This window comes from uncultured Dokdonia sp. (genome assembly GCF_947492535.1).
Lineage (GTDB): Bacteria > Bacteroidota > Bacteroidia > Flavobacteriales > Flavobacteriaceae > Dokdonia.
In genome coordinates, this window is record NZ_CANLNH010000024.1 from 33,838 (window position 1) to 49,109 (window position 15,272).

16 protein-coding genes are annotated in these 15,272 nt (G+C 35.4%); 6 read left to right on the forward strand and 10 right to left on the reverse strand.

Annotation, left to right across the window (positions count from 1 at the left end; translation table 11 throughout):
* Window positions 1-582, forward strand: a complete 582-nt coding sequence (locus Q1A60_RS20530; protein ID WP_299769367.1) for a tRNA-(ms[2]io[6]A)-hydroxylase — start codon at window positions 1-3, stop codon at window positions 580-582.
* A gap of 78 nt (window positions 583-660) precedes the next feature.
* On the opposite strand, the gene Q1A60_RS20535 is transcribed toward Q1A60_RS20530, so the two are convergent.
* From Q1A60_RS20535 to pdxH, 5 genes are all read right to left on the reverse strand, one after another.
* Window positions 661-1,299 (reverse strand): porin family protein, encoded by a 639-nt coding sequence (locus Q1A60_RS20535; protein WP_299769280.1) that lies wholly within the window; start codon window positions 1,297-1,299, stop codon window positions 661-663.
* Between the two features lie 214 nt (window positions 1,300-1,513).
* Entirely contained in the window at window positions 1,514-2,401 is an 888-nt protein-coding gene (locus Q1A60_RS20540) for an exopolyphosphatase (protein ID WP_299769277.1), read from the reverse strand.
* Window positions 2,401-4,464, reverse strand: a complete 2,064-nt coding sequence (gene ppk1, locus Q1A60_RS20545; protein WP_299769275.1) for a polyphosphate kinase 1 — start codon at window positions 4,462-4,464, stop codon at window positions 2,401-2,403. Before ppk1 ends, Q1A60_RS20540 begins: the two co-directional genes overlap by 1 nt.
* 3 nt (window positions 4,465-4,467) lie before the next feature.
* Window positions 4,468-4,950 (reverse strand): histidine phosphatase family protein, encoded by a 483-nt coding sequence (locus Q1A60_RS20550; protein ID WP_299769272.1) that lies wholly within the window; start codon window positions 4,948-4,950, stop codon window positions 4,468-4,470.
* A 3-nt stretch (window positions 4,951-4,953) separates the two neighbouring features.
* Complete coding sequence (gene pdxH, locus Q1A60_RS20555; RefSeq protein WP_299769269.1) at window positions 4,954-5,598, reverse strand: pyridoxamine 5'-phosphate oxidase; 645 nt, start codon at window positions 5,596-5,598, stop codon at window positions 4,954-4,956.
* A 153-nt stretch (window positions 5,599-5,751) separates the two neighbouring features.
* Here pdxH and Q1A60_RS20560 point away from each other — a divergent pair, with 153 nt between their 5' ends.
* Window positions 5,752-6,123, forward strand: coding sequence for a hypothetical protein (locus Q1A60_RS20560; RefSeq protein WP_299769266.1), 372 nt, complete (start codon window positions 5,752-5,754; stop codon window positions 6,121-6,123).
* A gap of 11 nt (window positions 6,124-6,134) precedes the next feature.
* Window positions 6,135-7,712 (forward strand): hypothetical protein, encoded by a 1,578-nt coding sequence (locus Q1A60_RS20565; protein WP_299769263.1) that lies wholly within the window; start codon window positions 6,135-6,137, stop codon window positions 7,710-7,712.
* 887 nt (window positions 7,713-8,599) lie between these two features.
* On the opposite strand, the gene Q1A60_RS20570 is transcribed toward Q1A60_RS20565, so the two are convergent.
* From Q1A60_RS20570 to pyrR, 5 genes are all read right to left on the reverse strand, one after another.
* The gene (locus tag Q1A60_RS20570; RefSeq protein ID WP_299769260.1) at window positions 8,600-9,013 is read right to left on the reverse strand and encodes a hypothetical protein; all 414 of its coding nucleotides are present in this window, start codon (window positions 9,011-9,013) and stop codon (window positions 8,600-8,602) included.
* 17 nt (window positions 9,014-9,030) lie between these two features.
* Complete coding sequence (locus Q1A60_RS20575; protein ID WP_299769257.1) at window positions 9,031-9,948, reverse strand: ribonuclease Z; 918 nt, start codon at window positions 9,946-9,948, stop codon at window positions 9,031-9,033.
* Between the two features lie 182 nt (window positions 9,949-10,130).
* A complete protein-coding gene (locus tag Q1A60_RS20580; RefSeq protein ID WP_299769254.1) occupies window positions 10,131-10,466 on the reverse strand; it encodes a ribonuclease Z in 336 nt (111 codons plus the stop codon).
* Window positions 10,466-11,395 carry an aspartate carbamoyltransferase catalytic subunit gene (locus Q1A60_RS20585; RefSeq protein WP_299769251.1) on the reverse strand — a complete coding sequence of 310 codons (930 nt, stop codon included), beginning with the start codon at window positions 11,393-11,395 and terminating at the stop codon, window positions 10,466-10,468. The genes Q1A60_RS20580 and Q1A60_RS20585 overlap by 1 nt, the downstream gene beginning before the upstream one ends.
* 2 nt (window positions 11,396-11,397) lie before the next feature.
* Complete coding sequence (pyrR, locus tag Q1A60_RS20590) at window positions 11,398-11,937, reverse strand: bifunctional pyr operon transcriptional regulator/uracil phosphoribosyltransferase PyrR (protein WP_299769248.1); 540 nt, start codon at window positions 11,935-11,937, stop codon at window positions 11,398-11,400.
* 644 nt (window positions 11,938-12,581) lie between these two features.
* Here pyrR and Q1A60_RS20595 point away from each other — a divergent pair.
* The 3 genes from Q1A60_RS20595 (at window position 12,582) to Q1A60_RS20605 (ending at window position 15,190) form a co-directional block, all read left to right on the forward strand.
* The gene (locus Q1A60_RS20595; protein WP_299769245.1) at window positions 12,582-13,055 is read left to right on the forward strand and encodes a hypothetical protein; all 474 of its coding nucleotides are present in this window, start codon (window positions 12,582-12,584) and stop codon (window positions 13,053-13,055) included.
* Window positions 13,056-13,631: 576 nt separating this feature from the next.
* Complete coding sequence (locus Q1A60_RS20600; protein WP_299769242.1) at window positions 13,632-14,765, forward strand: FAD-dependent monooxygenase; 1,134 nt, start codon at window positions 13,632-13,634, stop codon at window positions 14,763-14,765.
* On the forward strand, window positions 14,762-15,190 hold the full coding sequence (locus Q1A60_RS20605) for a DUF3995 domain-containing protein (protein ID WP_299769239.1): 429 nt from the start codon (window positions 14,762-14,764) through the stop codon (window positions 15,188-15,190). Before Q1A60_RS20600 ends, Q1A60_RS20605 begins: the two co-directional genes overlap by 4 nt.
* Window positions 15,191-15,272 lie beyond the last annotated feature (82 nt).

Consider the following 15,272-nt stretch of genomic DNA (forward strand, 5'->3'; position numbering starts at 1 on the left):
ATGCTACATCTCAAATTACCTACAGATCCAAGATGGGTAAATATTGTAGAAAAAAACATTGACGAAATCCTTACAGATCATGCGTATTGTGAGCAAAAAGCAGCCTCTTCTGCCATCTCATTTATTATTGGATTTCCTGAGTATTCAGATCTTGTAGCAGAAATGAGTGATCTTGCTCAAGAAGAAATGAGTCATTTTAAAATGGTCCATGATATTATGGTAGAACGCGGACTATCATTAGGTCGTGAACGCAAGGATGCCTATGTGCATAAACTGCGTTTTTATTTCCCAAAAGGAGGTAGTCGGGTAGAAAGTCTTATTAATAGGTTACTCGTTGCGGGTCTTATAGAAGCTAGAAGTTGTGAACGCTTCCGTTTACTTTCTGAAGAATTACAAGATAAAAAGTTAGCAAGATTTTATAAGAAGTTAATGATTAGCGAAGCAGGTCATTATGCTATGTTTTTAAGATTTGCACGTCAATACGGAGAACGTGAAGTTGTAGATAAAAAATGGCAAGAGCTTCTCGATTTTGAAGCACAGGTTATGAAAGAACTTAGCACATCTGAAACAATACATGGATAAAAAATTCAATATATATAAATAACAAAAAAACCTAATCGTAATGATTAGGTTTTTTCTATTATTTTATGATATGCACTCTTATAATCGGTATCCGATACTAATTGTAACGTAGCTATTCTTTCCCGAAAGATTCGTGAGAACGTTATCTACATTGGTTTCATTACTACCACTTATAAATTTAGGTAATTCAATAACAGCATCATCTTCAAATACCTCTGAAAATCCTATGGTATAACGTACTTCTGCAAAAATATTATCTGTAAATTGGTATCCAAGACCTCCAAATCCTGAAAATTCAAAACTCTTAAAATCATCCGATTGTTCAAAAGCAGATACTTTTAATCCCGCTTGAGGTCCAAGGTTAATAAAAAATTTATTCAAATTAACCTTTAGTGCTAATGGCAATTGAAGGTATTCATATCGCAATCCTTCAAATTTATTTCCTTGAGAAGAAAACATAAATTCTGGTTGAAAAGCAAGACGCTCACTAATTGGAATTTCAGCAAAAAAAGTAATAGCAAATCCAAGGTTACTGTTTTCTAATATATCAAAAGCTTCTCGAGGGGTGTCACCCGCAGTATTAACAATATCAAAAGAGAAGCTATTAATCTGACTCACATTAGCTCCTAATTTAAAACCATACCCTATACCTTGCCCATGGGATAATGAACAACATAGAGCTATTAAAATGCTAGATAACAATGTAATTTTTTTCATAATGTATAAGTGTTATATACTATAAAAGTGTTGTCATACTATAGCTAGTAAACTGTCACCCTTTATAGTTCAAGTATTTATCTTCCGAGCGAAAGATACATCCTTTTACGGGTTTTATAAAAAAAAACAAAAAAAGGATTCCTATTAATCTTTGAATGTTAAAAAAACATCGACTAATGACCAATATTCATTAAAAGTTGAACGATAAAAGCTTCTATTTCCTCTTATACAAGGTCTTTATAATACCGTCAGACAGCCCTATACTAGGCACAATAACATGCTCGGCGTTTGCCCATTTCATGGCTCTTAAATAGATTGTAAGCGCAGGAATAATTACATCAGCTCTATCTGGATTTAGCCCTAATTTAACAACACGTTCTTCATAACTCAAATCTTCCAACATTTTGTAAAAGTTGAGCATATTTAAATACGAAAGTGATTTTCTAGATTTCTTCCCATTCATTTTAATAATCTTATTGATATTCCCTCCAGAACCAATCACCGTTATTTTTGAATAGCTTTTTGTCTGTTCTTTGATCCAAATAGAAATTGCTTCCCATTTAGATTCATCTACAAGATTTTTTAGAATACGTACAGTTCCTACCTTAAACGATTTTGAGGCCTTTACTTTTCCTTGATCATACAAAGTACATTCTGTACTCCCTCCTCCTACATCAACATATAGGTATACTTTATCTTTTTCTATTACACTATGTAAATCTGTTGCTGCAATGATCGCCGCTTCTTCTTTTCCATCGATGACTTCGATCGCAATAGATGTTTTTTCTTTGACTAATTGCACTACCTCATCACCATTTGAAGCTTCTCGCATGGCAGAAGTGGCACAAGCTCTGTAATATTTTACTTGATGTGCATTCATAAGCAATCTAAATGCTTGCATAGCATCTAACATCCTTTGAATATTTTTTTCTGAAATTTTTCCTACAGAAAAAACATCTTCCCCTAAACGAATAGGCACCCTAATTAACTCATTTTTTCTAAACAGAGTAGGCTTGTTCTCCTGTTCTATAACATTAGCAACCAGAAGCCTAATCGCATTAGAACCTATATCAATAGCAGCATATTTTTCAATAGTTAACATTAATTATTCACTGCATTTAAGTAATACTCATAGGTAGCAAATTGAGATCTTACTTTAGGTTTATCATTTTCTACATATGCATTATCTTGTCTTTCGTTCAGTTTTCTTGCTTTCACATTATCATTCCAGCATATATCTAAGGTCTCTAAGATTTCTCTCTTCACATCTTGATCATAAATAGGACAACTCACCTCTACTCTATTATCCAAATTACGAGACATCCAATCTGAAGAAGATATATAGACTTTTGAATCCTCTCCTTTTCCAAAAACATACACTCTTGGATGTTCTAAAAATCGATCTATAACACTAATCCCACGTATATTATCACTCAATCCAGGTACGCCAGGAATTAAACAACAAATACCTCTTACAATTAAATCTACTTTTACACCCGCTTGACTAGCTTCATATAACTTATCGATAATTGCATAATTAGAAAGACTATTCAATTTAAGGCGAATATACCCTTTGCCACCTTCCTCTACTTTTTCTATTTCCTCATCTATCAATCTATAAAATGTATTCCTACTATAATGAGGAGAGACTACTAGATGCTTATATTTATTAACGATATAATTCGTATCAAAAAACACAAACAGCTTTGATAGATCTTTCAATATTTTCTGATCTGCAGTAAATAAGGTATAATCTGTATAAATATTGGCTGTCTTATGATTAAAATTACCTGTACTTATAAAACCATATCTTACTATTTTTTCCTGTTCTTCTCTCTCAATTACACATACTTTACTATGTACTTTTAAACCAGGCACACCAAAAATAAGCTTCACCCCTTGGTTTTCCATTTGTTTCGCATACATCATATTTGACTCTTCATCAAAACGCGCTCGTAATTCTATCTGAACAGTTACCTCTTTTCCATTTTGAGCCGCATTAATTAAAGCACTCGCAATGTGAGATATTTTTGCAAGTCTATAGATTGTAATTTTAACCGACTTTACCTTTGGATCTAAAGCTGCTTCACGTAAAAATTTAATAGTATACGCAAATGTGTGATAAGGCGCATATTGTAAATAGTCTTTTTGAGCTATTTTTTCAAACATGCTACAATCTAATGTGATTCCTTTTATAGGAAGTGGTTTTTGTTTTGGATACAGTAAATCTTTACGTCCCAAACTAGGGAATCCCATATAATCTTTTCGATTGTGATATCGCCCCCCAGGAATGATACTATCATCATTTTCTATATCCAGCTTATTCAATAAAAAATCTAAGGTCTCTTTCTCTATGGTTTTATCAAATACAAAACGTACAGGCGCTCCATCTTCTCTCCCTTGCACAGATTTTGATAATTTTTCAATAAAGCTTTTCCCTAAATCAGATTCTATATCCAACTCAGCATCACGTGTAATCTTAATCATATGAGCAGAAATAGACTCATAATCAAAAATATTAAAGATACTATCCAGATTATACCGTATCACATCATCAATCATAATGATACGATCTTGATCATCTATCTTAGGAAGCACAATAAAACGATCAATACTACTAGGTATTTCAAGCAATGCATACATAGGAGCTTCTTCTCCTTTCATGACCATTTTAATCGTAAGATAGGCGTCTAGATCCTGAATACGTGGTAACTCTACATCTTCTCTCAAGATGATCGTTTCAATAGCAGGACTCACTTCTTCTGTAAAAAAGTCTTTCACAAACCGTTCATGCTCTTCATGTTCAATCTCTGTTTCTTTAATAACATGAATTCCCTCAGCCTCAAGCTTTTTATAAATATCTTGTAGAATATGTAAACTTTCTGCCTGTTGATCAATTACTATATCTGTAATCATAGGTAGTAATTCCTCTGCAGTATATACCCCTAATGCTTTTCTACCTTTTCGTCCTGCTCTTACAATACGACGTACTGTCGCATAACGAACTTTAAAAAACTCATCGAGATTATTAGAAAAAATACCTAAAAAACGGAGTCGTTCTATTAGAGGGACCGTCTCATCGGCAGCTTCTTGTAATACACGACCATTAAACTGTAACCAACTTAACTCTCTATTTATATACTTACTCTTCTGGAGTTCATTCATATTTTATAATTCTTTAGGTATGCACGTAAAAATAGTCTCTCCCTGACTCATATCCTTCCAATGATCTATATTAAATGTAATAGCAGTAAATCCACAAGTAGGTACATTATCTACATATAAGCTCCCATAGGTATTCACAAAATTAGTCATTGCATTATTATGTCCAAAAACCATGAGGCAATCAATTCCATCATCACAATTTCGAATCACATCCACCAAATCTCTCCCGTCAAAATCATACAGTTTATGATCTAATATGATTTCTTCTTCTGGTATTTGGTACGCTTTCGCGAAAAAAAACGACGTTGTCTTCGCACGCATCGCATCACTACTCATCATCAAGTCTGGCTTTGGCATCTTACTTGCCACATGAGCAGCTACTCTAGGCGCATCATTGAGTCCTCTATCATTTAAAGGACGCTCATGATCTATCACATCAAATTTCCAACTAGACTTCGCATGGCGAACTACATACAGTGTTTTCATATATCAAGGTGCTAAACGTTCTTTGATCCATTGTTCTCCATCCAATCTATATCGAATTCTATCATGGAGTCTACTCGGCCTTCCTTGCCAAAACTCGACAGAAACAGGTGTTACTAAATAACCACCCCAATGTGATGGTCTTGTAATCGTTTCATTGGCATATTTCGCTTTAAGCGCATTCATTCTATCCTCTAAAACTTCACGATTTTCAATCACCGTACTCTGATTTGAAACCAAAGCCCCTAACTGACTACCTTTAGGACGGGCATTAAAATAACGATCCGATCGCTCTGGAGTTACTTTTCGTACAGTGCCTTTTATTATAACTTGACGCTCCATACTTGGCCAGAAAAAAGATAATCCAATTTGCGGATGCTTTGCCATACTGATCCCTTTCTCACTTTCATAATTTGTATAAAACACAAACCCTTCCTGATCATATTCTTTTAGTAACACAATGCGTGACTTAGGAAAACCATCTTCCCCTAGAGTTGCTAGTGTCATGGCATTGGGTTCTTTTACACCTCCATCTTCTTCAATTTCTTGATACCACGTAGCAAATTGCGCTATAGGGTTGTCACTCATATCAGCTATAAGCAATGCCCCTTTTTCATAATTTTGTCTAAACGCATGTAAGTCTCTATTCATACCTGCTAAGGTACGAGAAAGCTAACGAAGTTAAAAGTAGTCATATACGGTTTCACATAGAATTAACCTTCCACAACGATCCCGCAAATAGGGGCATTCACCCCTTGTTATACCATACTGACTTTTATAACTTTACAAGTAAACCATTCTCACATGAAATCACAAAGATATCTACAGCGCTACTTATACGTAATTTGTACGCTATTTTTTCTAAGTAATCTCACTTCTTGCGTTAGTACGCGTGTAGAAGCAAATCCCTATCAAGACGGAGCGGTAAACATTCCATGTCAAGAAAAAAGTAGCTGGAGTTACTTCTGGGGATTAAAACAAAAAACCGTAAGTGCAAACCCTGAAATAGAAGGCACCGAATGCCCGTGTAGAAACAAAGCAATGACTTGGGTAGAAACCAAATCTTCCTTAGGAGATTTCTTATTAAGCTTAATAACGGTAGGCACTGTAAACCACAGAACCGTCACCTATGGTTGTGCAAGAGATCAAGAGGGAGATGGCGGATTAGACGATTAATACTACATATTATGATACCAGAAGGACTAGAGAAATTACCCATTCAAGAATGGACCAATAAGCACGAAAATTTCACACATGATCTCGTACCAGATACTTCCTTTAAAGTATTCAATCCTACAGGAAAAAATCGTAGGGATCGTTATCAAAAAACCACCAAAAACTTTCAGTGGCTCATCAAACACGGCATTGACAATGACATCAGACTTCGCGCTATGGGAAGCGGTTGGTCGTTTACCAAAGTAGGCGTTACCGAAGGAGGATTGATCGATACAGCCTCTTTAAATTTTTCATTTCCGCTTACGCGAAAATATGTAGCGACCGACTACCCGAAACAACCACAAGATTTGTACTTCTTACAATGTGGAAGTATTATCTACGAAATCAATAATCGGTTAGCGACCAAAAATCCTGCACGATCTATCAAAGCATCTGGAGCGAGTAATGGTCAGACGATTGCTGGAGCCTTATCCACTGGTACGCATGGTGCGGCTTTTGAAGTAGGTGCTATTCAAGATTTTGTGGTAGGATTACATCTCATTACAGGCCCTAACGAACATGTATGGTTGGAGCGAGCTTCCTATCCCGTTGCGGCACCAACATTTGTTGATTGGTTAGATGCCAAAATCATTAAAGATGATGCATTATTTGAAGCAGCTTTAGTCAGTTTTGGGAGCTTTGGTTTTATACACGGCGTCATGATAGAAACCGAACCTATCTTCCTATTAGAAGAACATCGTAAAGGAGATATCCCATACAACGCCGATCTAAAAAAGGCGATGACACAACTAGATTTCTCTGGTCTTAATTTACCCGGAGCTGGTCCTAACAAAGAATTATACCATTTTGAAGTCCTCTTTAATCTACACAAGTTTGAAAAGAACAATCCAAATAAAGGCGCCTTCTTAAAGTACATGTATAAGAAACCGTATCAACTTCCTTATACACCTGTAGTACGTGATAATAACTTTACCTATGGAGATGACTTACTAGGGATTATGTCTTCTACCCTCGATCGATTGGGCGTTATTTCAGATTTATTAATTCCTCCCATGGTGAATACCATGTTTGGACTCGCATTTGCGCCACAACCACCACAAACAGGAACGATACGCGAACTCTTTAACTACACCAAATTCAGAGGAAAAGTAGCGAGTGCCGCGATAGGTATTGATATCGCCAATTCTGCAAAAGTCGTAGAAGAAATCATAGACGTTAACAAGAAATGTCCATTCCCTGGCGGGCTTTCTTTACGGTATGTAAAAGGTACCAAAGCGACCTTAGGGTTTACAAGATTCACACATACCTGTGTCCTAGAAATGGATGGTGTAGACAGTAAAGCGGCACGTACATTTTATGAAGCCGTCTGGAACCGACTGGAAGAAAAGAATATTCCATACACATTACATTGGGGTAAAATTAATTTTAACCTCAACAAAACGCGTGTTAAAAACATGTACGGCACTACCCATGTAAATGCATGGATTGATGCTCGTAATACATTACTCACAAATGATGCAGCAAAAGTATTTACCAATAAATTCATAGAACGCTGCGGGTTGGATATGCTTTTAGGGCCAATTGTTTAAAAGCCCCCTACCCCCGAAGGGGGAACTTTAGCTACTTCTCTTGAAATCAAAATAGAGTAACACTCTAAAATAGAGTAGTACTCTATTTTGTGTTGCTATACATACACACCCCTTACTCCCTCTTTCTAGAGGGGAAACTGTTCTGTATTAAAAAATCTTCATTTTGAGTAGTACTAGGTACACTTTTACGCGCCTCTCTGCTGACAGACAGGAGCACAAAAAAAGCTCATCCCCTTAACGAGGGGAGGTGGATGAATCGAAGCATGAGATTCAGACGGAGGGGAGTTTAAAGTATGTACCAATCAGTATCTTCATAAAAAAAGGAAACTGTTCTGTTTTATAAAATCTTCATTTGAGTGTTCCCTTCTAAGAAGGCGATGTGCTGAGTATGTAGAAGTAAGGGTTAGGGAGGTGTTATTGTTTCATCTGTAAAAGATCATACCAAAATATAGCGTGTTGCTCTATTTCTGATGTGGGTTATTGAATATGCTTTTATGCAAGATTGTATAAGCTCTCCCTTCCGTCTATATCTCGTTCCTCGCTATAGCCACCTTCCCTCGCTGAGGGAAGGAGCTTTTTTCTGATTTCACAAAACAAAGAAATCTATATGCTATATTCTTTTATATGCTTTTGCGAAAGCGTATAATAAATCATAAAACTACAATAGTTGCACACCTCTCTACCCCTCCTTCTTAGGAGAGAATACTCAGATGAAAGCATAACTAGGTACACTACTTCAACAGACTCGGAATGATATTTCGCGAAAGCGGAAATAAAATATTTGTAGATATGAGTTTCCCCTCTAAGAAGAGGGGACTAAGGGGTGTGTTATTCAAAACAAAGAAATCTATGTTCTATGAGCGAAGCGGTCTATGTTCTTTATTCTTTTACTTATTTTTTTTCTTCTTCCCTTTTACAAATCCTTTTTGGATAAGGAGATCACGTACGGCTTTATTATGCTTAACGATACGCATATGCTCTTCATAAGATAGTTCTTCATCATCATACAGCGCTTCGTAGTTTTCGAGTAATTCTACTTGATCTGTCGCCATAAAATAACGTCTGTGTTCGGTATAACCATCGGCATCGAGGAAATACTCGCAGATATAGCCATTGTCTTCTATGATTTTAAAAGCAATGGTAATATTATTTTTTATCGCAGTAGATCCTGCAATGCGATATACGCGATCAGGATAGGTATCTTGTTTTACCAAAAAAAGATTACGTGGTATTAATTGATCAAAGTGCTCTTGCAGTTGGGCAGCAGCGGCTTTGGATATTTTTTTCTTTTCTTCCATCATCTTTTTTCGGGTCTCTTTTAAAACGTGAATACTTTCCCATCATCGGCAAGATGAACATCTGGAAATATAGTTTCTGCTTCTTCTTTAAATTCGTTTAAGTCATTATATCGGGTAGAATAATGTCCTAAGATAAGATTTTCTACTTCGGCTTGTTTGGCGATACTCGCGGCTTGTTTGGCCGTACTATGACCTGTCGGTTTGCACAAATGCTCATGACTCTCTAGAAATGTAGATTCGTGGTATAATGCGGTTGCCTTTTGGATCTGATCAGCAATGGCAGGTTTGTACTTTGTATCACTACAATAGGCATAGCTTTTTGGTTTTGGTGGATCAAAGGTGAGTTCGCTATTAGGAACTATAGTCCCATCGTCTAAGGTCACATCACCGCCTTGTTTGATTTTATTGAAATAAGCTTTATCAATCTCAAGGTTAAGCGCTGCATTGATATTTAATTTACGTTGTCCTACTTTTTCTTGAAAGTAATAGCCATTGGCATAAATACGATGTTGCAGCGGAATCGTTATCACCGTCACTGCATCATCTTCATACACCAATTCAGGTTCTTTGCTACTCAATTCTTTAAAATGTAACGGATAGCTTGTAAAACTCTGTGTAAGTTTCAGCTGTAACAGTACTATTTCTTTTATACCTACAGGACCATAAATGGTAAGCGGTGCGGTACGTTTTAAAAGACTAAAGGTCGAGATAACCCCCATGAGTCCGAAGAAATGATCTCCGTGTAAATGTGAAATAAAAATATGCTTGATGCGTACAAACTTTATTTTATTTCGCCGTAAGGCAACCTGTGTTCCTTCTCCACAATCTATTAGAAATACATGATTCCGCATCTCAAGTACTTGTGACGTCGGATTTTTAAATGCGCCTGGAGCAGCGGCATAACAGCCTAAAATGGATACGGTAAATGTACTGCTCATGAATGTTTCTTGTTTATGAAATAAGAATGCGAAAATAAATATAAGTTTATAGAATTGAATTCGAATCCTAATATTTCTTCATTCCCGCGAAGGCGGGAATCTCATACTCTCTTACTTAATCTTGAAAAGAATGTATGATTCTGGAAAACGATATTGAGATTCCCGCCTTCGCGGGAATGAAATTAAAAGCCTAGATCACGCTCGATTTCCTCCATTTGGATGATATCTTCGGCTTCTTGTAGCGTTGGTACGACAATCATTTCGTCAGGAATGATGTCATAATCAATCCCTGTATTGACAATCACAAAAGACTTTTTATCGGCGCGTTGGTAGTTTGAAAGTTTGATGAAACCAACGAGTTGTTCTAAGGTGAGTTCGGTATATTGTAAAAGATCAATCACGAGATTAAGATCTTCATATTTTTCAGGAACCACACGTTCTAAATACGATGCAAAATCAAGTACATCGTCACGTTCATCTTCTAGAATTGTATACGTATCTGTTTGTGTAATCTTCATTACTGTTTGATTTTTGAAGCTAATAAATAAAGAACTGCCATACGCACGGCAACTCCGTTTTCTACTTGATTCAAGATAATCGCCTGATCAGAATCGGCGACATCACTGGTGATTTCCACACCTCGGTTAATCGGACCTGGGTGCATAATCACAATCTCTTTATCTAACGAATTCAATAAGGCCTTATCTACTCCATATTGCTGGGTATATTCTCGCGTACTTGGGAAATAACTGATATCCATACGCTCATTCTGTACACGTAGCATATTTGCCACATCACACCATTCAAGGGCTTTGCGTAAATCTAGTTCTACTTCAACGCCAAGACTTTCGATATACTTTGGCATTAAGGTTTTAGGACCACATACTTTGACATTAGCGCCTTGTAATTTTAGCGCATAAATATTAGACAATGCTACTCGGCTATGTAGAATATCACCTACAATCACCACATTCTTCCCTCCTACATCGCCTAGACGTTCGCGTATGGAGTAACTATCCAATAATGCCTGTGTAGGGTGCTCATGCGCTCCATCACCAGCATTAACGATACTGGCATCGATATGTTTCGATAAAAACACACCCGCTCCTGGATTTGGATGACGCATCACCACCATATCTACTTTCATAGACAGGATATTATTTACCGTATCAATAAGCGTCTCTCCTTTCTTTACGGATGAAGCTGCTGCCGAAAAGTTAATCACATCAGCGCTGAGTCTTTTTTCAGCAAGTTCAAACGAGAGTTTGGTACGCGTACTATTTTCAAAAAATAGATTGGCGATGGTAATATCACGTAGGGAAGGTACTTTTTTGATCGGTCTGTTGATCACCTCCTTAAAGTTATCGGCGGTTTGGAAGATCAGTTCAATATCTTCTTTGGTGATGTATTTTATTCCTAGTAAATGTTTTACACTTAATTCACTCATGGCTACTTATTAATGACATACACGGTGTCTTCACCTTCATTTTCTACCCAACTCACTTTTACCTTTTCTTCATTGATGGCATCTACTTGGCGTCCTCGGTAATCAGGTTGTATAGGGAGGTGTCTGCTAAAACGTCTGTCTATCAAACACAATAATTCTACTTCTTTGGGTCGCCCAAAACTCTGTACGGCAGTTAATGCCGCATTGATACTACGTCCTGTATAGAGTACATCATCTATAAAGACGACTTTTTTATTTTCGACTACAAAATCGATCTGCGTTTTATTGGCTGCTAATATTTTTTCGCTTCTGCGAAAATCATCACGGAAGAACGTAATATCCAAATACCCTAATTCTACATTTTCAATCTTATAAGTATCGGTGAGTAATTTCTTGATACGCTCCGCTAGAAATACCCCACGTGGTTGAATTCCTATAAGTACAGTATCGGTAAAGTCTTCGTGATTTTCAATGAGTTGACAAGCTAGTCTATTGAGGATAATATGTACCTCGGTCGCATTAAGTAATACTTTTTGACTCATAGATGATTCCAAAACAATGTTCGGAGAGCAAAGATAGGGAGATTTTTTCTATTCGCTTGCGCGAAAATGGAAACAGGACTCAAAAGCCCCCTAACCCCTAAAGGGGGAACAGAAAGTAATCTTCAATAATAATTAAAGCTCCTTCCCTCAGCGAGGGAAGGTGGCTATATCGAGGCACGAGATATAGACGGAAGGGAGGCATACACAAAACTTGCTCAAATATGACTTATAACACAAAAATAAAAGCTCCTCACCTCTTTGAGGGGAGGTGGATGAATTGAAGAATGAAATTCAGACGGAGGGGAGTTATGTATGTAGCTAACTTAAATGTGACTTAGAAAATAAATTCACTCTTATTAGGACTTCCATCCTACAATAAAGTCTCTTTTTCACTTCACATACGGGAAACCGTAAAGAAGTGTAGTTAGGATGTGGTAAGTTTCGTAACAGTTACAAACGTTTACAAATAATTATAGTCGTTTGCACATGATATCATCCATATTACCACAAAACAAAAACGCCTATAAAACAATTAGTTACAATGCTATTTTTTTTTAAAAATTATGTTACATTTGGGAAGAAACACCTTAGTATAGAATTATTATATGGGTAATGATATACACTAGTTGTACCTAATATGAAAAATGAAAATATTTCCAACTAAAGAATTAAAGTTTAAATTAATTGATAGCCAATCTGAGACTCTAAATAGACTTAATCGAAGAACTGAAAAGTCAGAAAGCTTGACATCGCAACATACAGATAAGTCTTTTCGTGGAGTTATAAGTGAAAACAATTTTAAATTGATTTCATCTGTAATTGGAAAAGGTGCATTTTGTGTAATGATTGGAGAAATTGGGTCAAATAAAGGAAATGTCCGAGTGGAAATACATAAAGTGTTTCGAATTTTATTGAGCATTATACTTTGTTTTCCTGCAATAGCAATTTTAGTTGCGATTCTAACTGGAAATGAAGAGCCTAATCCAATCTTTATTTTAGTAGTGATTGGACAAATTTTAATGATAAGATATGCCTTTATTGGTTTAGCTTTTAGGTTTATATCTAAAAATAGCCTTGACAGGTTAAGAGATGTTCTTGATATTGAGTGGATAAAGTGATTATACTCTAAATAAATATTAAAAAATAAATGGGACATAAAGCAGTTTGCTTAGAATGCTATAGAGTTGAGAACCTAGGAAGTAATTTAACTAATATTAATATTGGAAAATGTCCTTTATGTACTAATCAAATGATTTTTATAAATCATAAATTTAGACCACCTAAAAAGACTGATACTAAAAAATAGGACCTTGTTAAGTTTCTAGTTTCAGAAGGTTTTCCATTTCAACATATTTATCAAGAAGGAAAATCGGAATATTATAAAACGAAATCTGAAAATTATGTAGAGTATCCTAAAACTATCGAAGAAGCAAAAGAATTTGTAATAAAATATAAAGACCAAAAAGTAAAAAACTAGGCACAACACGGTGTATAAAACATAGCTAAAAAGTGCTTAACCGAAAGGTTTGTGTATATTTAGAAAGTCCGCCAAAATTTTTAATTTGGCTTTTAAAAAGAGAAAAATTAAAAACAAAATATAAAAATTCGGCTCTGTGTTAATTCGAAAAACTAGTGTCTTTTTACACGCTACGTTTCATACACAAGTCCGTTACCACCAATTAGAAAAAACATTTATGAACATAGATATTATAGGAGCTGGAATAGGAGGGTTAACTACCGCTATTGCACTTGAACAAAAAGGAATCAAAACAAGAATTTTTGAACAAGCCGAACAAATAAAACCAGTTGGAGCGGGAATTATTTTGGCTAATAATGCAATGCAAGTTTATGAAAAGTTAGGCTTGCGAAAACTAATTGAGGAAAATGGAAATCCAATTTCTTCAATGAATATTACCAAATCAAGTCTTAAACCTCTTTCTAAAATCGACTTGTCATATTTTGAACAAAAACATAACACCAAAAACATTGCAATTCATAGAGGAACTTTACAACAGATATTAATTGATAAATTAAAATCGACCAAAATTAATCTTGACCATAAACTAACTTCAATAGTTGAAAACACAAATGGATATTCGTTAGAATTTGAAAATGGAGAACGAATACAATCCTCAACGGTTTTGGGTGCTGATGGACTAAATTCAGTAGTTAGACAAAATTTATTCCCGAATAATAACATCCGAAATGCTAATCAAATATGTTGGAGAGGAATTACGGAATACGAATTACCGATAAAATTCAGAAACGAACTAAACGAGGCTTGGGGAAAATCAGAACGTTTTGGATTTGTTCAAATTGCAAAAAATAAAGTTTATTGGTATGCTTTAAAATCGTTCAAAAAAAATAAAAAAGAGTTTTCTATCCACTATTTAGAACAGTATTTCAGCGATTACAATTCAGTAATTAAAGGCATTATAAAATCAACTAAAAAAGAACAAATTAATACTGCCGAAATTTCTGATTTAAAACCAACAAATATTTGGTATAAAGAAAATGTCTGCTTAATCGGAGATTCTGCACACGCAACAACCCCAAATATGGGACAAGGTGCTTGTCAAGCCATAGAAGATGCTTATGTTCTTTCAGAATGTTTGAGCAAATATAAAACTACTAAAGCATTTTCCGAATATCAAAATTTAAGATTGCCTAAAGCACATCAAGTGGTGAAAGCGAGTTGGCTTGTTGGAAAAATGGCACATCTTTCAAACCCTATATTAATTGGTCTTCGTAATCAAATGTTGAGATTAACACCTTCGTCTGTTAATAGAAAACAGAATGAACAAATTTTTCAATTGGTAAAAATATGATAACAGTATTATCCATAATTTTATTTGCTGTTTTTTCTTCACTAGGTTTTATCCATTTTTATTGGATTTTGGGCGGAAAATGGGGACTTGAAAAAGCTCTACCTACAAAAGAAGCTGGACAAAAAGCAATGGAACCACCAAAAATCGCTACTGTAATTGTTGGTATAGGCTTAATTTCATTTGGTTTAATCTATTTGATAAAAACAGGCATAATCAATTTTCAAATTCCGAATTGGATAATTACCTATGGAAGTTGGATAATTCCTTCCATTTTTATTTTACGAGCAATTGGTGATTTTAAGTATATTGGGTTATTTAAAAAAATAAAGAATACTGAATTTGCGAAAGCTGATTCAAAATGGTTTATCCCTTTGTGTTTGACAATCGGAATATTAGGAATACTTATACAACTTATGAATAAATAACTGGTGGTAACAATGGTAATCGTTGCACAAGTCCATAATTCTGATAAAAACAACTCATTCTAAGCCTCTTTCCTGAGGCTTT

Coding starts and splice junctions, on each gene's coding strand:
- Q1A60_RS20530 (WP_299769367.1), top strand. CDS start 1: ATGCTACATCTCAAATTACCTACAGATCCAAGATGGGTAAATATTGTA.
- Q1A60_RS20535 (WP_299769280.1), bottom strand. CDS start 1,299: ATGAAAAAAATTACATTGTTATCTAGCATTTTAATAGCTCTATGTTGT.
- Q1A60_RS20540 (WP_299769277.1), bottom strand. CDS start 2,401: ATGTTAACTATTGAAAAATATGCTGCTATTGATATAGGTTCTAATGCG.
- ppk1 (WP_299769275.1), bottom strand. CDS start 4,464: ATGAATGAACTCCAGAAGAGTAAGTATATAAATAGAGAGTTAAGTTGG.
- Q1A60_RS20550 (WP_299769272.1), bottom strand. CDS start 4,950: ATGAAAACACTGTATGTAGTTCGCCATGCGAAGTCTAGTTGGAAATTT.
- pdxH (WP_299769269.1), bottom strand. CDS start 5,598: ATGAATAGAGACTTACATGCGTTTAGACAAAATTATGAAAAAGGGGCA.
- Q1A60_RS20560 (WP_299769266.1), top strand. CDS start 5,752: ATGAAATCACAAAGATATCTACAGCGCTACTTATACGTAATTTGTACG.
- Q1A60_RS20565 (WP_299769263.1), top strand. CDS start 6,135: ATGATACCAGAAGGACTAGAGAAATTACCCATTCAAGAATGGACCAAT.
- Q1A60_RS20570 (WP_299769260.1), bottom strand. CDS start 9,013: ATGATGGAAGAAAAGAAAAAAATATCCAAAGCCGCTGCTGCCCAACTG.
- Q1A60_RS20575 (WP_299769257.1), bottom strand. CDS start 9,948: ATGAGCAGTACATTTACCGTATCCATTTTAGGCTGTTATGCCGCTGCT.
- Q1A60_RS20580 (WP_299769254.1), bottom strand. CDS start 10,466: ATGAAGATTACACAAACAGATACGTATACAATTCTAGAAGATGAACGT.
- Q1A60_RS20585 (WP_299769251.1), bottom strand. CDS start 11,395: ATGAGTGAATTAAGTGTAAAACATTTACTAGGAATAAAATACATCACC.
- pyrR (WP_299769248.1), bottom strand. CDS start 11,937: ATGAGTCAAAAAGTATTACTTAATGCGACCGAGGTACATATTATCCTC.
- Q1A60_RS20595 (WP_299769245.1), top strand. CDS start 12,582: ATGAAAATATTTCCAACTAAAGAATTAAAGTTTAAATTAATTGATAGC.
- Q1A60_RS20600 (WP_299769242.1), top strand. CDS start 13,632: ATGAACATAGATATTATAGGAGCTGGAATAGGAGGGTTAACTACCGCT.
- Q1A60_RS20605 (WP_299769239.1), top strand. CDS start 14,762: ATGATAACAGTATTATCCATAATTTTATTTGCTGTTTTTTCTTCACTA.